Source organism: Pseudomonas sp. GW456-L12 (genome assembly GCF_059424045.1).
This window is the reverse complement of record NZ_JBWKZA010000001.1, coordinates 271,116-289,477: the sequence shown is the minus strand read 5'-3', so window position 1 is coordinate 289,477 and position 18,362 is coordinate 271,116. Positions and strand designations below refer to the sequence as shown.

Sequence of the window (18,362 nt, the reverse complement as noted above, 5' to 3'; positions counted from 1 at the left end):
GAACCCTGCGAATTCCGACACCGCGACGTGTTCTTTCCATTACAGGAGTTTCTCGATGAATCATTACCTCACTCCCGACCTGTGCGACGCCTACCCGGATCTGGTACAGGTGGTTGAACCGATGTTCAGCAATTTCGGTGGCCGCGACTCCTTTGGCGGCGAAATCGTGACCATCAAATGCTTCGAAGACAACTCGCTGGTCAAGGAACAGGTCGAGCTCAAGGGCCACGGCAAGGTGCTGGTGGTCGACGGTGGCGGCTCCCTGCGCCGTGCGCTGCTGGGCGATATGCTGGCCGAGAAGGCGGCGAAGAACGGTTGGGAAGGGCTGGTGATCTACGGTTGCATCCGTGATGTCGATGTCATCGCGCAAACCGACCTGGGCGTTCAGGCGCTGGCCAGCCACCCGATGAAAACCGACAAGCGCGGTATTGGCGATCTCAACGTGGTGGTGACTTTTGCCGGGGTGACTTTCCGTCCGGGCGAATATGTCTATGCCGACAACAATGGCGTGATCGTTTCGCCAAGCCCGCTGAAAATGCCCGAATAAGCAGTCGACCAAGCAAGGGATGAGGATGTTCGAGGAAGACAACGCGCAATGGGGGCTGGTACATGCCCTGGTGCTGGACGGTAAAGGTGGTGCGCGTGCAATTGCCCGAACTGAACTGGACGACTTGCAGCTGCAAGCCCATGAGAGCCTCTGGCTGCATTGGGATCGCAGCCATCCGCAAACCCAGACCTGGCTGCGTAAATCCAGCGGTCTGAGTGAGTTCAGCTGTGACCTTTTACTCGAAGAAAACACCCGGCCGCGCCTGTTGGCGCTGCCGGACTCCGAGTTCCTGCTGTTTTTACGCGGCATCAACCTCAACCCCGGCGCCGAGCCGGAGGACATGGTTTCGGTACGCATCTTCGGTTCGGCCCAGCGAGTGATCTCCCTGCGCCTGCGGCCATTGCGCGCGACCGATGAGCTGCTGGTGCAACTGGGCGAAGGCAAGGGACCGAAAACCGCTTCCGAACTCATCCTTTATATGGCTGAGTACCTGACCCATAAAGTGCAGGACCTGGTCAGCGACCTGTCGGAAGTGGTCGATGCCGAGGAAGAAAAACTGGATGCCGACGAACGGTATACCCCCGAGCACAGCAACATTCTGCAGATTCGTCGACGGGCTGCCGGACTCAAGCGTTTCCTCGCTCCGCAGCGGGATATTTTCGGTCAGCTCAGCCGCATCAGGCTGCCTTGGTTCGCCGATGACGATGGCGATTACTGGAACGAATTGAACAACAGCCTGACCCGCTACCTGGAAGAGCTCGAATTGACCCGAGAGCGCGTGGGGCTTGTGCTGGAGGCCGAAGACCGGCGCCTGAGCGTGCGCATGAACCGCATCATGTTTCGCTTCGGAATCATCACCGGGATCTTTCTGCCGATGAGTTTTCTGGCCGGCTTGCTGGGGATCAACGTGGGAGGCATTCCGCTTTCCAACAGCCCCTACGGGTTTCTGGTGGCCTGCCTGTTGATGGCGCTGGTTGCGCTGGGACAGTGGTGGTTATTCCGACGTTTGCGCTGGGTCTGATCATGAACTATGTGACCCAAGGAATTTTGATCGCGTCTTTCACTGACATATCGAGAGGTGCGTATGCACGATCCGTTTGAACAGTCGTTGCGTGACATGCTCAAGGCCACACCGTCCACCCGGGACGACGATGCGTGCCTGGGCCGCGTACTGAAAACCGCCAACCGGCAGGTGGGGGCGGGCGATCTGTTCAGCCTGCTCGGCCGCTGGTTGCCGGCGCTGATGATTGCTCTGAATAACGGATCGGCCCATATCTCGCCGGTTTCCCGTCGTAAACCTACTGCTCGCACTGCTGATAAGGCTGATTGAATATGGAACTTGATCTCTGGACTCAGAGCCTCGTCACTGCGATGACTGCGTTGTGGACCAAGGTAGCGAACTTCATTCCCAATCTGTTTGGCGCGCTGGTCGTGCTGCTGCTGGGTTTTGTAGTTGCCAAACTGCTTGATACCCTGCTTTCCAAATTGCTCGCCAAACTGGGCCTGGACCGTTTGATGGGCGGTACCGGTTTGACCAAACTGCTGTCCCGCGCGGGCTTGCAGGTACCGATTTCTACCTTGATCGGTAAAATCGTGTATTGGTTCGTATTACTGATTTTTCTGGTTTCTGCTGCAGAATCCCTTGGCCTGGAGCGGGTTTCGGCTACGCTCGACATGCTGGCGTTGTATTTACCGAAGGTTTTCGGGGCCGCGCTGGTGCTGTTGGTGGGGGTATTGCTGGCGCAATTGGCCAATGGGCTGGTGCGCGGAGCGGCCGAAGGGGTCGGTCTGGATTACGCCAGTGGCCTGGGGCGAATCGCCCAGGGGCTGGTGATCATCATTAGTATTTCCGTTGCGATCAGTCAGTTGGAGGTCAAAACCGACCTGCTCAACCATGTGATCGTGATCGTTTTGATTACCGTTGGTCTGGCTGTTGCCTTGGCCATGGGGTTGGGAAGCCGGGATATTGCCGGTCAGATTCTTGCGGGAATCTATGTGCGTGAGTTGTATCAGGTTGGGCAACAAGTGCGAGTTGGCGAGGTCGAAGGGCAGATCGAGGAGATCGGCACGGTTAAGACTACACTGCTGACCGATGAGGGCGAGCTGGTCTCGCTCTCCAATCGGATCCTGCTGGAGCAGCATGTAAGTAGCCGCTAACCCGGCAAACCCTGCTAATGTATGCCGCCGCAAAATGCCCGTGTCTGGGCTGCGGTGGACATTGACCTGACTGTCGGCCCGACTCGTTTTGAATAAAGCCCAATCGCTATCCACGCGCTATGACCCCCGTGAGCTCTCTGACGAGGAGTTGGTTGCGCGCTCGCACACGGAGCTGTTTCACGTAACGCGTGCGTATGAAGAGTTGATGCGACGCTATCAGCGAACCCTCTTCAACGTTTGTGCTCGTTATTTAGGGAACGATCGTGATGCTGACGATGTCTGTCAGGAGGTGATGTTGAAGGTGCTGTATGGCCTCAAGAACTTCGAGGGGAAATCGAAGTTCAAGACATGGCTCTATAGCATCACGTACAACGAATGCATCACACAGTATCGGAAAGAACGGCGGAAACGTCGCTTGATGGATGCGTTAAGTCTTGATCCCCTCGAGGAAGCGTCTGAAGATAAGGCGCCGAAACCTGAGGAAAAGGGCGGACTTGACCGCTGGTTGGTGCATGTGAACCCGATCGATCGGGAGATTCTGGTGCTACGATTCGTCGCAGAACTGGAGTTCCAGGAGATCGCAGACATCATGCACATGGGGTTGAGTGCTACGAAAATGCGGTACAAGCGTGCGCTTGATAAATTGCGTGAGAAATTTGCAGGCATTGCTGAAACTTAGTTCGGCGCAAATATCTCTTACGTCTAGGTAAGTTCTGATAGACTTACCGCCGAGTTGTCCCCCGGTATGTGGGACTGCTTTACAATCACCAGATGGGGATTTAACGGATGAAACTGAAAAACACCTTGGGCATTGCCATTGGTTCTATTGTTGCCGTGACTTCGTTCGGCGTTCTGGCGCAAGGCCAAGGCGCGGTCGAGGGTGAACTGTTTTACAAAAAACAGTACAACGACAGCGTTAAGCACATCGAAGACGGCTTCAACCCAGGCGCTCGTATCGGCTACTTCCTGACCGATGACCTGTCGTTGGACCTGAACTACGACAAAACCAACCACACCCGTTCGAACGACGGCACTGGCAACCAGAAGATCAAAGGTGACACCGGCAGCCTGCTGGCTACCTACCACTTCGGTCAAGCTGGCGTGGACTCCCTGCGTCCATACGTTTCCGGTGGTTTCGGTCACCAGAGCCGTACCAACGTCCTGGCTGACGGCCACAGCGGTCGCGACCAGTCGACCCTGGCTATCATCGGTACCGGTGTTAAGTACTACTTCACCGACAACCTGTTCGCTCGTGCCGGCGTTGAAGCCGACTACGCAATGGACAACGGCAAGTGGGACTACTCCGCTCTGGTTGGTCTGGGTGTGAACTTCGGCGGCAACGCTGGCAAGGTTGCTCCAGCTCCTGCTCCAGTTCCAGAGCCAACTCCAGAACCAGAAGCTCCGGTTGCTGAAGTTGTTCGTGTTGAGCTGGACGTGAAGTTCGACTTCGACAAGTCGGTCGTTAAGCCTAACAGCTACGCTGACATCAAGAACCTCGCTGACTTCATGAAGCAGTACCCACAAACCACCACCGTTGTTGAAGGTCACACTGACTCCGTCGGTCCTGACGCTTACAACCAGAAGCTGTCTGAGCGTCGTGCAAACGCCGTTAAGCAAGTTCTGACCAGCCAGTACGGTGTTGAGTCGAGCCGCGTTCAATCCGTTGGTTACGGTGAGTCCCGCCCAGTTGCTGACAACGCAACTGAAGCTGGCCGCGCTGTAAACCGTCGCGTAGAAGCGCAGGTTGAAGCACAAGCTCAACAAGCTCAGTAATCTGTAGCTTGCAGCTTTGAAAAACCCGGCCTAGGCCGGGTTTTTCTTTGTCCGCGATTTGATGAACGCGCCTGGAGTCAGGCCGAGAATGCCGCCGCCAGGGCCGCTTTGGAAAGGGCGGGCAGTTGTGCACCGCAAGCGGCCACTTCGCCGACGACCAGGATGGCCGGGCTTTTCAGCTGGAAAGCATGGGCATCGTCCTGCATGGCGTGCAGATCGCTCCGACACAGCCGTTGCTCGGGCAGGGACGCGTTTTCAATCATGGCCACCGGGGTATGCGGCGCCAGGCCGCCAGCGATCAGCTGTTCACGGATCTCACCCAGTTTGGCCACTCCCATATAGATCACCAACGTCGTACCGCTTTGTGCCAGGGCTTGCCAGTTCAGGCTGCTGTCGTCCTGGGTATGGGCCGTCAGCAGGGTGACGCCACGGGCGACACCGCGCAGGGTCAGCGGGATACCGCACTGGGTAGCTCCCGCCAGGCCGGCCGTGATGCCGTTCACCAGTTCCACCTCGACGCCACGTTCCTGCAGCCACTGCGCTTCTTCACCGCCACGGCCGAAGATGCACGGATCGCCGCCCTTGAGGCGTACCACGCACTTGCCATGACGGGCGTAGCGCAACATCAGCCGATGAATGAACGCCTGGGGCGTCGAACGACAGCCTCCGCGTTTACCCACGGCGATGACCCGTGCCCGGGGGCAGTGTTCCAGCACCGCCGGATTCACCAGATCGTCGATCAGCACCACATCCGCCTCGCCCAGGGCACGCACGGCCTTGAGGGTCAGCAGTTCAGGATCGCCAGGGCCCGCACCCACCAGCCAGACTTTTGCGCTCATGTTTGTTTCCTCACAGGGGGATTGCGACGGGCTGTACCGAGCTGGCCAGCAGACGTTTGATTTCGGGGACGCAGGAGCCGCATTGAGTGCCGCAGCCCAGCTCCTGTTTCAGGCCATCGAGGTCCAGGCCGCGGGAGATCCCGGCACAGACCGCGCTCTGGCTGACGTTCTTGCAGTTGCACAAGGTCTTGCCGCTCGAGGCGAGCCCGGCCGCCCCTGGCGGTGCGCTCATCGGCGCCAGCAGCCAGCGGCGCAGTTGCTCATCAGCCTTGCCTTCCAGCCACAGGTTCTGCAGCCAGTGCCGGGCGAGGGTTTCACCGGCCAGGCGAATGGCGGTGATCCGCCCCTGTTCGATGCGAACCCGCTTGCCGATGGAGCGCCGAGGATCGTCATAGGCCAGCACTGGGCCTTCGTTGAGCCCCAGCAACTGATCGATGTCCTTGAGCAGTTGCGGCGCCGGTGCCTCGGCATTGGCCGCACGCAGTAGCAGGGCCGGGCGTTCGCGGCCGGCCAGGCTCAGGCTGACGTAGGCGAAACTTTCACAGAGCGGGCGCAGGGCTTCGAAATGCCGCTGCACATCGCCTTCGATCAGGGCGAACAATTGCCACGGCAGTTGGACCGGCTCCAGGCGTACACCGCTGTGCTTGAGTTCCGGCTGTTTGGACAGTGGATCGAACGCCGGTTGAGTCACGGCGTTGACGCCGCCCTTGAGAAACCGATCGCCCCAGTGCATCGGCAGGAAAGCCTGGCCCGGGCGCACGCTGTCGTCGTCCGCCACGGCGACTATCACGCTGCCGCGACGGCTTTTCAGCGAGACCAGGTCACCCGCTTGCAGGTTCTGCCGGCGCAGTTCGTCCGGGTGCAGGCTGAGGACGGCCTCGCTGACGTGCCCGAACAGCTGGGCCGCGGTGCCGGTGCGGCTCATGCCGTGCCATTGATCTCGCAGGCGGCCGGTGATCAGGGTCAGGGGGAAGCGCGCATCCCGCTGTTCCTTGGCCGCGCGATACGGGTCGCTGACGAAGTGCGCCCGCCCGCTGGCGGTCGGGAAGCGGCCGTCGACGTACAGCCGCGGCGTCCCTTGTTCGGCGCCGGCGGGGAAGGGCCATTGCTGCGGGCCGATACGGTCGATCAGCGCGTGGCTGATGCCGGAAAGGTCCAGGTCGCGGCCGCGGGTCAGCAGTTTGTACTCATCGAACAACTGGGCAGGCGTATCCAGGGCGAACAGGCTGGGCTGTTGTGGGCGCAGGCGCTGTTCCAGGCGCCGGGCGAAGTCCAGGGTGATGGCCCAGTCCGGGCGTGCTTCGCCCGGCGCGGCCACGGCGCGACGCACATGGGAGATGCGCCGTTCCGAGTTGGTCACGCTGCCTTCCTTCTCGCCCCAGCTGGCGGCGGGCAGTAGCAGGTCGGCAAAGGTCGCGGTCTCGGTGGTGCGAAAGGCTTCCTGCAGGACCACGAACGGGCAGGCCAGCAAGGCCTCTCGCACCGCGTTCTGGTCGGGCAGCGATTGCGCCGGGTTGGTGCAGGCGATCCACAGCGCCTTGATCTTGCCGCCGCGCAGCTGTTCGAACAGCTCGATCGCGGTCAGGCCGGGGTTGGCCGGCAATTGCTCGACGCCCCAGTAGGCCGCGACTTCAGCCCGGTGCTCCGGATTGGCGGCGTCCCGGTGCCCCGGCAGCAGGTTCGACAGGCTGCCGGTTTCCCGGCCGCCCATGGCATTCGGCTGGCCGGTGAGGGAGAAAGGGCCGGCCCCGGGGCGGCCGATCTGCCCGGTGGCCAGGTGTAGGTTGATCAGTGCGCTGTTTTTCGCGCTGCCGGCACTGGACTGGTTCAGCCCCATGCACCACAGCGACAGGAAGCTCGGCGAGGTGCCGACCCATTCGGCGCACTGGCGCAGTTGCTCGACGCTGATGCCGCACAGCTGCGCGACCATATGCGGGGTGTAGTCGTGGACCAGGTTCTTCAGCTCGGCCAGGCCTTCGGTATGAGCCTGGATGAAGTCGCGATCGATCCAGTCCTGCCACAGCAGCAGGTGCAGGATGCCGTGGAACAGCGCGACATCGGTGCCGGGCAGGATCGCCAGGTGCAAATCGGCCAGGTCGCAGGTGTCGGTGCGCCGCGGGTCGATGACGATCACTTTCATCTGCGGCCGCAGGCGCTTGGCCTGCTCCAGGCGGCGGAACAGCACCGGATGAGCGTAGGCCATGTTGCTGCCGACGATCATCACGCAATCGCTCAGTTCGAGGTCTTCGTAGCTGCAGGGTGGAGCGTCGGCGCCCAGGCTGCGTTTGTAGCCGACCACCGCCGAGGACATGCACAGCCGCGAATTGCTGTCGATGTTATTGGTGCCCACCAGGGCCCGGGCCAGCTTGTTGAAGGCGTAGTAATCCTCGGTAAGCAATTGCCCGGAGATATAGAAGGCCACGCTGTCCGGGCCATGTTCGGCGATGGTTTCGGCAAACAGGTTGGCCGCGTGTTCCAGTGCGGTATCCCAGTCGGTGCGGCTGCGCGCCAGGGCCTTGCCCAGGCGCAATTCCGGATACAGGGCGCGGGCCGCGAGGTCGCCGGTCAGGTGCAGGGTGGAACCCTTGCTGCACAGTTTGCCGTGGTTGGCCGGGTGGCTCGGGTCGCCACTGACGCCGAGGATGCGTTCGCCGTCGTGCTCGATCAGCACGCCACAGCCAACGCCGCAGTAACAGCAGGTCGAGGCGGTCGTCTGGCGGTTCATCAGCCGGCATCCCGCAGGGCCAGCAGCACGCGGCCGTTTTCCACCCGCGCCAGATGGTGATGGGCGCAGCCGATATCCGGCGCCTGTGCTTCGCCGGACTCCAGATCGATCTGCCAGTTGTGCAACGGGCAGGCGACCGTCTTGCCGTAGATCAGCCCCTGGGACAGTGGCCCGCCTTTGTGCGGGCAACGGTCGTCGAGGGCGAAGACTTCGTCGTCGCTGGTGCGAAAGATCGCGATGTCGCCCTTGGGGCCGTTGACGATGCGCGAGCCCAGGGCGTTGATCTCGTCCAGGGCGCAGATATCCAGCCAGTTCATGGCAGCACCTCCAGTGGCTTGACGCGGATCGGCTCGAACTCTTTTTTCAGCTGCGGCTGTTCCAGGCGCTCCTTCCACGGGTCCTGTTCGAAGGACAGGGAGAATTGCAGGCGCTCGTTGAGGGCCTTGCGCCGTTGCGGGTCTTCGATGATGGCCTGCTTGATATGCGCCATGCCGACCCGTTGCAGGTAGTGCACGGTGCGCTCCAGGTAGAAGGCTTCCTCGCGGTACAGCTGCAGGAAAGCGCCGTTGTATTCGCGCACTTCGTCGGCGGTTTTCAGCTTGACGAAGAACTCCGCGACCTCGGTCTTGATCCCGCCATTGCCGCCGATATACATCTCCCAGCCCGAGTCGACGCCGATGATGCCGACGTCCTTGATCCCGGCCTCGGCGCAGTTGCGCGGACAGCCGGAGACCGCCAGCTTGACCTTGTGCGGCGACCACATGTTGAACAGGTCATGCTCCAGCTCGATGCCCAACTGGGTGGAGTTCTGCGTGCCGAAGCGGCAGAACTCGCTGCCGACGCAGGTTTTCACGGTGCGGATGGACTTGCCGTAGGCGTGGCCGGAGGGCATGTCCAGGTCTTTCCAGACCCCAGGCAAATCCTGCTTCTTGATACCCAAAAGGTCGATGCGCTGGCCGCCGGTGACCTTGACCATCGGCACCTGGTACTTGTCCGCCACGTCGGCGATGCGCCGCAGTTCGGAGGCGGTAGTGACGCCACCCCACATCCGCGGCACCACCGAATAGGTGCCGTCTTTCTGGATATTGGCGTGGGCCCGTTCGTTGATCAGGCGCGATTGCGGATCGTCCCTGGCCTCGCCCGGCCAGGTGGCAATCAGGTAGTAGTTCAGCGCCGGGCGGCAGGTGGCGCAGCCGTTGGGCGTGCGCCAGTTCAGGTAGCTCATGGTGCCGGCGATGGTCAGCAGGTGCTGTTCGCGGATCGCCTGGCGGATCTGCCCGTGGTTGAGGTCGCTGCAGCCGCAGATGGCTTTCTCGCTTTTCGGCTTGACGTCGGCCGCGCCGCCCACGGTGTTGATCAGGATCTGTTCCACCAGGCCGGTACAGGAGCCGCAGGAACTGGCGGCCTTGGTGTGCTTCTTGACCTCGTCGACGCTGAACAGGCCGTGCTCCTGGATCGCCTTGACGATGGTGCCCTTGCACACGCCGTTGCAGCCGCAGACTTCGGCGCTGTCGGCCATGCTCATGGCCTTGTCCTGGCCCTGGTGGCCGACGTCGCCCAAGGCGTTCTCGCCGAACATCAGGTGGTCGCGGATCTCGCCGATGGCGTGGTTCTCGCGGATCTGCCGGAAGTACCAGCCGCCGTCGGCGGTGTCGCCATACAGGCAGGCGCCGACCAGGATGTCGTCCTTGATCACCAGCTTCTTGTACACGCCGCCGATGGGGTCGGAGAGGGTGATGGTCTCGGTGCCTTCGCCGCCCATGAAGTCGCCGGCGGAGAACAGGTCGATGCCGGTGACTTTCAGCTTGGTCGAGGTCACCGAGCCCTTGTAAGTGGCGAAGCCCAGTTGAGCGAGGTGGTTGGCGCAGACCTTGGCCTGTTCGAACAGCGGCGCCACCAGGCCGTAGGCGATGCCGCGATGGCTGGCGCATTCGCCGATGGCGTAGATGCGTGGGTCGTAGGTCTGCAGGGTGTCGTTGACCAGGATCCCGCGGCTGCACGGCAGCCCGGCTTTTTCCGCGAGCTCGGTATTGGGCCGGATGCCGGCGGCCATCACCACCAGGTCGGCGGGGATGATGTCGCCGTTCTTGAACTGCACCGAGCCGACCCGGCCATTGCCCGCGTCGTGCAGGGCCTGGGTCTGTTCGCTCAGGCGGAATTTCAGGCCGCGGCTTTCCAGGGCGCTTTGCAGCAGTTGGCCGCTGGTCTTGTCCAGCTGGCGCTCCAGCAGCCATTCGCCGATGTGCACCACGGTCACGTCCATGCCGCGCAACATCAGGCCGTTGGCGGCTTCCAGGCCGAGCAGGCCGCCGCCGATGACCACCGCGTGCTTGTGGGTCTTGGCGGTGTCGATCATCGCCTGGGTGTCGGCGATATCGCGGTAGCCGATCACGCCTTGCAGGTCGTTGCCGGGAATCGGCAGGATGAACGGGGTCGAGCCGGTGGCGATCAGCAGGCGGTCGTACTCGGCTTCGCTGCCGTCTTCGGCGATCACCCGGCGCTTGACCCGGTCGATCTGCACCACCTTGCGGTTGAGCAGCAGCTTGATGTGGTTGTCCAGGTACCAGCTCAGGTCGTTGAGCACGATTTCTTCGAAGGTCTGTTCGCCGGCCAGTACCGGGGAGAGCAGGATGCGGTTGTAGTTGGTGTGGGGTTCCGCGCCGAAGACCGTGATGTCGTACAGCTCATTGCTCAGCTTGAGCAGCTCTTCCAGGGTACGGACCCCGGCCATGCCGTTGCCGATCATCACCAGCTTGAGTTTGTTCATTTCGCTCTCCGCGTAGACAGGCCATCGGGCATGCCGGGCCTGGCTCGATAAACGTTGCGCAAACAAAAAAGGCGTCCCGCCAGTTGCCTGGCAGGACGCCTTTGTCCGGTCCCGTTCTCTCGGGAAAACCCATCCTTCGTCGTTGAAGGCCGGGTCGTATGTGCTGTTGGGAGAGTTAATGCAGCGGTTGTGCCAAGTTCCGCCAATGGCGGTTTCAGCGGGGCTGAAAGCCTGCCTCAGGCCAGCAGGGAGGATTTTCTGCACTGATTCAAAGCGTCTTGCCCACTTCTGGCGCACGCAGCGCTATCCCTGTAGCCGCTGCCGCAGGCTGCGATCGACGGCGTAGCCGGCGTAAGGCGGCATCCCCTACCTGCGGGTAAAACCGCGTCGTCAGGTTCTGCGGCCCCTGCGGTGCCGATCGCAGCCTGCGGCAGCGGCTACAGGAGAACAGTGAGGTCAGTGGTGCAGGAACAGGTACAGCAACAGCAGGTTGAGCAACAGCGAGACCAGCGCCAGGGTGCGCCAGACTTTCAAGGGCTCGCGTTCCAGCAGCGGTCTGGGGCGCACGCTGAGGCTGCGGCGCTCGCCCTGTTCCAGCACCAGCAACCACTCTTCGGCGGTTTCATAGCGCTGGGCCGGATCGGCCTGTACCGCGCGTTCCAGGCTCTGTTCGAGCCAGTCCGGCAGGTCCGGGCGATAGCGGCTGGCGCTGACCGGGGTGGTGAAGCGCGGGCGCTGGAAGGCTTCGATTTCGCCGTAGGGAAAATGCCCGGTCAGCAAGTGGTAGAGGGTCACGCCTACCGCGTACAGGTCCTGTCGCGGTGTCGGCGCCACGCCGTTGAAAGCCTCTGGGGCGATATAGCTCGGGGTGCCGGGCAGCAGGTGCGCCTGGTCCTCGGACAGGCCGGGGCAATAGGCCAGGCCGAAATCCAGCAGGCGCAGTTCGCCATCGTCCCCGAGCAGCAGGTTTTCCGGCTTGATGTCGCGGTGCAGGATCTGCCGGCGGTGCAGCAGGCCCACGGCCCGTAGCAGGCGCTCGGCCAGGTCCTGCCACTGTGCCAGCGGCAAGGGGCCATGTTGTTGCAGATGCTCGGCCAGGGTCTGCCCCGGGTATTCGCGCATCACGTAATACAGATGCTGGCGGCTGGTCGCGGCATGCACTTCGGGAAAGTGCCGGCCGGCCACCCGGCGCAGGAACCACTCCTCTGACAGCAGCGATTGCCCGGCCTGATGATCGTCGTGCAGATGACCGGGCAGGGTTTTCAGCAGCCAGGGTTGTTGTTGCGCATCGAGCACGCGGTACAGCAGGGATTGCTGGCTGTGCCCGAGCACCTCGACGACTTGCCAGCCTTCGAAGTGCTGGCCCGGTTTGAGAGGCGGCGGCAGTGGCCATTGCTGCAAGTGAATCAGGGCGTCGCCGATGGAGCTTTCGCCCAGGGCTTCGACCCGCACCAGCAGGGCGCTGGCATTGTCCTGGCTGCCGGCCAGGTGCGCGGCGCTGACCAGGGTCTGCACTGCGCTGTCGAGGTCGGGCTGGTCGCGCAGGATCGCGGCGATGGCGGTGTCGCCCAGGGTGGCCCAGACGCCATCGCTGAGCATCAGGAAACTTTCGTTTTCCCGCAGCTCGCCATCGAGGAAATCCACCACCAGGTGCTGGTCCAGGCCCAGGGCACGCTTGAGCACATGCTGCATGCCGGGTTGGTCCCAGACATGATCGTCGCTGATGCGTTGCAACTGATCGGCATGCCAGCGATAGACCCGGCAGTCGCCGACATGGGCCAGGGTAAAGCGCCGGCCGCGCAGCACCAGGGCGCTGACGGTGGTCAGCAGCGGCTGGCCGCCGCCGTTGGCCTGCAACCAGCGATTCTGCGCCAGCAGCAGGCGTTCCAGGGCCTGGGCCACGGCCCAGGTTTCCGGGGTGGCGTAGTAGTCCAGCGCCAGCGCCTGCAAGGTCGAGCGCGCGGCCAGGCCGCCGTCGGCGCATTGGCTGACACCGTCGGCAATGGCGAACAGCAGGCCCTTGCTGGCGGCCAGGGTCGGCGCCGGGGTGACCAGGCGCAAGGCATCCTGGTTCTCCGCGCGCGGACCGATGGCGCTGGCCTGGGCGTGGCTCAGTCGCAGGCTCATGGACGGCTCAGACCCGCGCCGCGGTGACAGCGGCGGAGCCCCAGGTGGTCCGCCAGCGGCGTTTCACCCCGTGCAGGCCGAACCAGGCCAGCACGCCCAGGCTGGCGAACAGCCACAGGGCCAGTTGATAGCTGCCGGTGCTTTGCTTGATCGCGCCCATGCCCGCGGCCAGGGCGAAACCGCCGATGCCGCCGGCCATGCCGATCAGCCCGGTCATCACCCCGATCTCGCGGCGGAAACGTTGTGGCACCAACTGGAAGACCGCGCCGTTACCCGCACCCAGGCCGAGCATGGTGCACACGAACAGGGCCAGGGCCGCGTAGGAGCTGGGCAGGTTGAAACCGACCGCGGCGATGCACACCGCCGCGACGCTGTACATCACCAGCAGGGTGCGAATGCCGCCGAAACGATCGGCCAGCGCGCCGCCCAGCGGGCGCATCAGGCTGCCGCCGAACACGCAGGCGGCGGTGTAGTAGCCGGCGGTGACCGGGCTCAGGCCGTACTGGTCGTTGAAGTAGCCGGGCAGGGCGCTGGCCAGGCCGATGAAGCCGCCGAAGGTCACGCTGTAGAAGAACATGAACCACCAGCTGTCGCGGTCGCCCAGGGCCTTGAAGTAGTCGGCCATGGATTTGGCCTTGGGCCGTTCCGGAGCGTTCCTGGCCAGCCAGGCGAACAGCACCAGGGTCAGGATCAGTGGGATCAAGGCGAAGCCGAATACGTTGCTCCAGCCGAAGGCACCGGCCAGCAAGGGCGCGAACAGCGCCGCGAATACCGTGCCGGAGTTGCCGGCCCCGGCGATACCCATCGCCTTGCCCTGGTGCTGCGGTGGATACCATTGCGAGGCCAGCGGCAGGGCCACGGCGAACGAAGCGCCGGCCATGCCCAGGAACAGCCCCAGCAGCAGGGCCTGTTCATAGCTGTGGATGCCCAGCTTCCAGGCGCAGAACAGCGCGCCGATGACAATCACCTGACCGATCAGCCCGGCGGTCTTGGGGGACAGGCGATCGGCCAGCAGGCCCATGGCGAACCGCAGCACGGCGCCGGCCAGGATCGGCGTGGCCACCATCAGCCCGCGCTGCTGGGTGGTCAGTTGCAGGTCGGCGGCGATCTGTACGGCCAGCGGGCCGAGCAGGTACCAGACCATGAAGCTCAGGTCGAAGTAGAGGAAGGCCGCGAACAATGTCGGGGTGTGGCCGGATTTCCAGAAGCTTGAATTCATCGCGCACCTCAGCTGTTAAGAGTCTCGAAAGGAGTCATGAGCTTTTGCGTGGGGCGCCATTACGGCCGCTCCACCGGCCCCGGGCTGTGGGGCCAAAACGAAAAAACGCCGCAACCCGTTTCGCCTGGGGCGAGAAGGGTGTGCGACGTCTTTGTCGTAGGTGGGGCAACCGCCGTTGGTTACCTGTGTCGATTACATAGCCAGATTTGTGCCAAGAGTTGCAGTCCTGGTGTTCCAGATCGCGGGCAAGCCTCGCGCCTACAGAAACTCACGGTCTTCTCCGTAGGAGCGAGGCTTGCCCGCGATGGGGCCCGCACCGGTGCCGCAAGCTTTCAGCCCAGCAACTCGCTCATGGCGATGATCTGCTCGGCCACCTGGATCAGCTTCTGCTGGCGGCTCATGGCCTGGCGGCGCATCAGGGTGTAGGCCTGTTCTTCGTTGCAGTCTTTCATCTTCATCAACAGGCCCTTGGCCAGCTCGATGCGCTTGCGCTCGGCCAGTTGCTGGTCGCGGGCTTGCAGCTGCGCGCGCAAGGCCTGGTCGCTCTCGAAGCGGGCCATGGCCACGTCGAGAATGGGCTGCAGGCGCTGGGCCTGGATGCCTTCGACTATGTAGGCACTGACCCCGGACTTGATGGCGTGGCGCATCACGTCGGGGTCGTGCTCGTCGGTGAACATCACGATCGGCCGTGGCTGGTCGCGGCTGACCAGCACCACTTGCTCCATCACATCGCGGCTCGGTGATTCGGTATCGATCAGGATCACGTCCGGACGCACCGTTTCGACGCGTGTCGGCAGGTCGATGGTCAGGCCCGATTCGTCGATTACCTCGAAACCGGCTTCCATCAGGGCCGCCTTGAGCCGACCGACCTTCTTGGCGGTGTCGTTGATCAGCAGGATACGCAACATGGTCTCGGGCTCCTGTCAGCGGCTGGCGAGAAGAGGGGAGCTGTCGCTCATGGCGTGCAGCTGGAAGCTGCGGGCATAGGCGGCCGGGTCCGAACCGTCCCATAGCTTGCCGTCGATCAACTGGCTGCTGCGCATGTCCAGGCCCCAGGATGCGACGCCGACGGCGGTGGCGGCTTCACGATAGAGCTCGAGTTGCTGCACCTGGCGCGCGATGCCCAGGTAATCTGGATCTTCGCGCAGCAGGCCCCAGCGGCGGAACTGGGTCATGAACCACATGCCGTCGGACAGATACGGCAGGTTGACCGCGCCTTCATTATGAAAGCGTAGCGCGTGCGGGTCCTGCCAGCGGTGGCCGAGGCCGTCGGCATATTCGCCGAGCAGGCGCGGCTCGATGCAGTCCAGCGGCGCATCGAGGTACTCGCGGGCGCTCAGCAGTTGCGCGGTGCTCTGGCGGTTCTCGCGGCTCTGCTCGATGAAGCGGCTGGCCTCGAGGATCGCCATGACCAGGGCCCGCGCGGTGTTCGGGTACTGCTCGACGAAGGCACGGGTGCAGCCGAGGACTTTTTCCGGGTGGTCGGGCCAGATCGCCTGGCTGGTGGCCAGGGTGAAGCCCAGGTTCTGGTTCACTGCGCTGGCGCTCCAGGGTTCACCCACGCAGAAACCGTCGATGCGCCCGGCCTGCAGGTGCGCGACCATTTGCGGCGGCGGCACCACCACGCTGTCGACGTCCTGCAACGGGTGGATGCCCTGGGCGGCCAGCCAGTAATACAGCCACATGGCGTGGGTGCCGGTGGGGAAGGTCTGGGCGAAGGTCAGCCTTGCCCGGCTTTGGTGCACGTGCCGGTGAAGCGCTTCAGGAGTGGTCACGTTCAGGGCTTGCAGCTCTCGCGAGAGGTTGATGCTCTGGCCGTTCTGGTTCAGGCCCATCAGCACCGCCATGTCGCTGGCGTTGACCCCGCCGATGCCCAGGTGCACGGCGTAGATCAGGCCGTACAGGCTGTGGGCGGCATCCAGCTCGCCGCTCACCAGCTTGTCCCGCAGGTTGGCCCAGGACGCCTGGCGCTTGAGGTTCAGGGTCAGGCCGTAAGGCTGGGCGAAGCCCTGGGTGGCGGCGACCACCACCGAGGCGCAGTCGCTCAAGGCCATGAAACCGAGGTTGATCGCGGTCTTTTCCGGGGCATCGCTGCCGTTGACCCAGGCCAGCGGGCTGACGGGGAGTTCATTCATGGGGTGGCGCCCTCGATAAAAAGCTTCCATAAAAAAACGTCGCACCCGCGCCAGGCAGAGCCGGCGGGGTAACGACGCCTTTGTCTTTCGACCCACGCCGCCATTGGCCTGGGTGCTGATGCTGGTTGTGGTGCAAGGCATATGCCATTCACCGCTGATTTCGCCGCGTGCCTCGCCTGCGGCCCCCATGCCCGGCTATAATCGCCGCCTCATTTCGCCGCCACCGAGTCAAGCCCGCCCATGTATACCCTGGCCCGCCAGCTGTTGTTCAAACTCTCCCCGGAAACCTCCCACGATCTGTCCCTGGACCTGATCGGCGCGGGCGGGCGTTTGGGCCTCAATGGCTTGCTGTGCAAGGCGCCGGCGCAGATGCCGGTGAAGGTCATGGGCCTGGACTTCCCGAACCCGGTTGGCCTCGCGGCCGGCCTGGACAAGAACGGCGCGGCCATCGATGGCTTCGCCCAATTGGGTTTTGGTTTCGTCGAAATTGGCACCATCACTCCGCGTCCGCAGCCGGGCAATCCCAAGCCGCGGATCTTCCGCCTGCCGGAAGCCGAGGCGATCATCAACCGCATGGGCTTCAACAACCTGGGCGTCGATCACCTGCTGGCCCGGGTGGCGGCGGCCAAGTACAAGGGCGTGCTGGGGATCAACATCGGCAAGAACTTCGACACCCCGGTCGAGCGCGCGGTGGATGATTACCTGATCTGCCTGGACAAGGTGTATGCCCACGCCAGCTATGTGACGGTCAACGTCAGTTCGCCCAACACCCCGGGCCTGCGCAGCCTGCAGTTCGGCGAGTCGCTCAAGCAGTTGCTTGGCGCCCTCAGCCAGCGTCAGCAGGAGCTGGCGGTGCAGCACGGCAAGCGGGTTCCGCTGGCGATCAAGATCGCCCCTGACATGACCGACGAAGAAACCGCCGAAGTGGCGCAAGCCCTGATCGAGACTGGGATGGACGCGGTCATCGCCACCAACACCACCCTGAGCCGTGTAGGTGTCGAAGGCATGGAGCATGGCGACGAGGCGGGCGGCCTGTCCGGCGCGCCGGTGCGCGACAAGAGCACCCACACCGTGAAGGTGCTGGCGGGCGAGCTGGCCGGGCGTTTGCCGATCATTGCGGTGGGCGGTATCACCGAAGGCAAGCATGCGGCGGAAAAGATCGCTGCCGGCGCCAGCCTGGTGCAGTTGTATTCGGGCTTCATCTACAAGGGCCCGGCGCTGATTCGCGAGTCGGTGGACGCGATCGCCGCGTTGCGCTGAGGACAGCGGCTTTTTGCGCGGCCAATAAAAAGGGCTCCTTAAAGGAGCCCCTGGGCCGCAGCCCGCCGTCCGGATGGGACGTGCGTGGTTAAGTCGTTACGTATTCAGATTTTGGTGTCGGAATGTGTGCCCTGTTTTAGCCGACGGCGTGAAGTTCGTTGAGTCTGTGGATTCCCGCAGTGCCGGTCATACCGTCCCAGTTGTCGCCGCGTCCTTCGCGCCAGCCATTGATCCAGGCTTGGCGTACCGACGGTAGAGTAAATGGGCAAAGCTCACGGGACTTGCCATGAACGCCATACTGATATCCGCGCAAAAATGCTCTTTCCAACGGATCACGCTTAAGTCTTCTCATAGGGTGTTTCCCTCACTTGTTGACTGTCTTATGTCCCGTCGGCCTCGTTTGAGGCCGGGCAGAATGCTTCTGCCGTTGGTGCTCGCTGCCGGCGTCGCGAGCGTGGCGTTGGCGTCATTGCGGCGCCAACCTGAGTTGATTTCTAACCAATGCGTCACAACGAGGGAATGATCGTTTTGTCATAAGGACGTAACGATAATGATGTTGAGGCCATAAGAACGGCCTGCTTTACATCGGGTTGATCAGGCAAACCTCGCTCTGATCAGCCTCTTACTGGATGATGGGCTTAATGCTTTAGTGAGAATTCCATTCCGTTGCACTCAGGTATTATTCGATGAAAGGTCGAGTTATGACCTTTTGTTTCGCTGACTTTATTATCTGCCCCGGCATCTAAGCTCTTTTGACCCCAGTGGTCACCGCTAGCGGCGAGCTGAACAGCAGGGGCGGGACGGCACAGATTC

The 18,362-nt window shown here is 62.8% G+C and carries 16 protein-coding genes; 7 read left to right on the top strand and 9 right to left on the bottom strand.

What is annotated here, in order from left to right; all coding sequences use genetic code 11:
- Nucleotides 1-55 precede the first annotated feature (55 nt).
- The 6 genes from rraA (at nt 56) to AC07Y9_RS01480 (ending at nt 4,477) form a co-directional block, all read left to right on the top strand.
- Complete coding sequence (gene rraA, locus AC07Y9_RS01505) at nt 56-547, top strand: ribonuclease E activity regulator RraA (protein WP_007927511.1); 492 nt, start codon at nt 56-58, stop codon at nt 545-547.
- Between the two features lie 25 nt (nt 548-572).
- Nucleotides 573-1,568, top strand: a complete 996-nt coding sequence (locus AC07Y9_RS01500) for a zinc transporter ZntB (protein ID WP_009042920.1) — start codon at nt 573-575, stop codon at nt 1,566-1,568.
- A 63-nt stretch (nt 1,569-1,631) separates the two neighbouring features.
- Nucleotides 1,632-1,877 (top strand): hypothetical protein, encoded by a 246-nt coding sequence (locus tag AC07Y9_RS01495; RefSeq protein ID WP_007927518.1) that lies wholly within the window; start codon nt 1,632-1,634, stop codon nt 1,875-1,877.
- Nucleotides 1,878-1,879: 2 nt separating this feature from the next.
- Nucleotides 1,880-2,704: a mechanosensitive ion channel family protein gene (locus AC07Y9_RS01490; RefSeq protein ID WP_053260260.1), complete on the top strand. Its 825-nt coding sequence runs from the start codon at nt 1,880-1,882 to the stop codon at nt 2,702-2,704.
- Nucleotides 2,705-2,792: 88 nt separating this feature from the next.
- Entirely contained in the window at nt 2,793-3,383 is a 591-nt protein-coding gene (gene sigX / locus AC07Y9_RS01485) for an RNA polymerase sigma factor SigX (protein WP_009042922.1), read from the top strand.
- Nucleotides 3,384-3,490: 107 nt separating this feature from the next.
- Complete coding sequence (locus AC07Y9_RS01480) at nt 3,491-4,477, top strand: OmpA family protein (protein ID WP_007927525.1); 987 nt, start codon at nt 3,491-3,493, stop codon at nt 4,475-4,477.
- A gap of 77 nt (nt 4,478-4,554) precedes the next feature.
- On the opposite strand, the gene cobA is transcribed toward AC07Y9_RS01480, so the two are convergent.
- From cobA to AC07Y9_RS01440, 8 genes are all read right to left on the bottom strand, one after another.
- Entirely contained in the window at nt 4,555-5,316 is a 762-nt protein-coding gene (gene cobA, locus AC07Y9_RS01475; protein WP_102678793.1) for a uroporphyrinogen-III C-methyltransferase, read from the bottom strand.
- A 10-nt stretch (nt 5,317-5,326) separates the two neighbouring features.
- Complete coding sequence (locus AC07Y9_RS01470; RefSeq protein WP_102690434.1) at nt 5,327-8,041, bottom strand: nitrate reductase; 2,715 nt, start codon at nt 8,039-8,041, stop codon at nt 5,327-5,329.
- Nucleotides 8,041-8,358, bottom strand: coding sequence for a nitrite reductase small subunit NirD (gene nirD / locus AC07Y9_RS01465; RefSeq protein ID WP_009042925.1), 318 nt, complete (start codon nt 8,356-8,358; stop codon nt 8,041-8,043). The genes AC07Y9_RS01470 and nirD overlap by 1 nt, the downstream gene beginning before the upstream one ends.
- On the bottom strand, nt 8,355-10,808 hold the full coding sequence (nirB, locus tag AC07Y9_RS01460; RefSeq protein WP_102678795.1) for a nitrite reductase large subunit NirB: 2,454 nt from the start codon (nt 10,806-10,808) through the stop codon (nt 8,355-8,357). The genes nirD and nirB overlap by 4 nt, the downstream gene beginning before the upstream one ends.
- 456 nt (nt 10,809-11,264) lie before the next feature.
- Nucleotides 11,265-12,935: a bifunctional protein-serine/threonine kinase/phosphatase gene (locus AC07Y9_RS01455; protein ID WP_102678796.1), complete on the bottom strand. Its 1,671-nt coding sequence runs from the start codon at nt 12,933-12,935 to the stop codon at nt 11,265-11,267.
- 7 nt (nt 12,936-12,942) lie between these two features.
- Nucleotides 12,943-14,154: a nitrate/nitrite transporter gene (locus AC07Y9_RS01450; RefSeq protein ID WP_009042928.1), complete on the bottom strand. Its 1,212-nt coding sequence runs from the start codon at nt 14,152-14,154 to the stop codon at nt 12,943-12,945.
- Between the two features lie 332 nt (nt 14,155-14,486).
- Nucleotides 14,487-15,062 (bottom strand): ANTAR domain-containing response regulator, encoded by a 576-nt coding sequence (locus AC07Y9_RS01445; protein WP_007932173.1) that lies wholly within the window; start codon nt 15,060-15,062, stop codon nt 14,487-14,489.
- 15 nt (nt 15,063-15,077) lie between these two features.
- Nucleotides 15,078-16,289, bottom strand: a complete 1,212-nt coding sequence (locus AC07Y9_RS01440) for a CmpA/NrtA family ABC transporter substrate-binding protein (RefSeq protein WP_102678798.1) — start codon at nt 16,287-16,289, stop codon at nt 15,078-15,080.
- Between the two features lie 240 nt (nt 16,290-16,529).
- On the opposite strand from AC07Y9_RS01440, the gene AC07Y9_RS01435 reads away from it, so the two are divergent.
- Nucleotides 16,530-17,549 carry a quinone-dependent dihydroorotate dehydrogenase gene (locus tag AC07Y9_RS01435; RefSeq protein ID WP_009047911.1) on the top strand — a complete coding sequence of 340 codons (1,020 nt, stop codon included), beginning with the start codon at nt 16,530-16,532 and terminating at the stop codon, nt 17,547-17,549.
- A gap of 136 nt (nt 17,550-17,685) precedes the next feature.
- Here AC07Y9_RS01435 and rmf read toward each other — a convergent pair whose 3' ends face one another.
- Nucleotides 17,686-17,901 (bottom strand): ribosome modulation factor, encoded by a 216-nt coding sequence (rmf, locus tag AC07Y9_RS01430; protein WP_002553055.1) that lies wholly within the window; start codon nt 17,899-17,901, stop codon nt 17,686-17,688.
- Nucleotides 17,902-18,362: the final 461 nt, after the last annotated feature.

Bases quoted from the DNA above. Each gene is read 5' to 3' on its own strand.
- rraA (WP_007927511.1), top strand. From the start codon at position 56: ATGAATCATTACCTCACTCCCGACCTGTGCGACGCCTACCCGGATCTG.
- AC07Y9_RS01500 (WP_009042920.1), top strand. From the start codon at position 573: ATGTTCGAGGAAGACAACGCGCAATGGGGGCTGGTACATGCCCTGGTG.
- AC07Y9_RS01495 (WP_007927518.1), top strand. From the start codon at position 1,632: ATGCACGATCCGTTTGAACAGTCGTTGCGTGACATGCTCAAGGCCACA.
- AC07Y9_RS01490 (WP_053260260.1), top strand. From the start codon at position 1,880: ATGGAACTTGATCTCTGGACTCAGAGCCTCGTCACTGCGATGACTGCG.
- AC07Y9_RS01480 (WP_007927525.1), top strand. From the start codon at position 3,491: ATGAAACTGAAAAACACCTTGGGCATTGCCATTGGTTCTATTGTTGCC.
- cobA (WP_102678793.1), bottom strand. From the start codon at position 5,316: ATGAGCGCAAAAGTCTGGCTGGTGGGTGCGGGCCCTGGCGATCCTGAA.
- AC07Y9_RS01470 (WP_102690434.1), bottom strand. From the start codon at position 8,041: ATGAACCGCCAGACGACCGCCTCGACCTGCTGTTACTGCGGCGTTGGC.
- nirD (WP_009042925.1), bottom strand. From the start codon at position 8,358: ATGAACTGGCTGGATATCTGCGCCCTGGACGAGATCAACGCCCTGGGC.
- nirB (WP_102678795.1), bottom strand. From the start codon at position 10,808: ATGAACAAACTCAAGCTGGTGATGATCGGCAACGGCATGGCCGGGGTC.
- AC07Y9_RS01455 (WP_102678796.1), bottom strand. From the start codon at position 12,935: ATGAGCCTGCGACTGAGCCACGCCCAGGCCAGCGCCATCGGTCCGCGC.
- AC07Y9_RS01450 (WP_009042928.1), bottom strand. From the start codon at position 14,154: ATGAATTCAAGCTTCTGGAAATCCGGCCACACCCCGACATTGTTCGCG.
- AC07Y9_RS01445 (WP_007932173.1), bottom strand. From the start codon at position 15,062: ATGTTGCGTATCCTGCTGATCAACGACACCGCCAAGAAGGTCGGTCGG.
- AC07Y9_RS01440 (WP_102678798.1), bottom strand. From the start codon at position 16,289: ATGAATGAACTCCCCGTCAGCCCGCTGGCCTGGGTCAACGGCAGCGAT.
- AC07Y9_RS01435 (WP_009047911.1), top strand. From the start codon at position 16,530: ATGTATACCCTGGCCCGCCAGCTGTTGTTCAAACTCTCCCCGGAAACC.
- rmf (WP_002553055.1), bottom strand. From the start codon at position 17,901: ATGAGAAGACTTAAGCGTGATCCGTTGGAAAGAGCATTTTTGCGCGGA.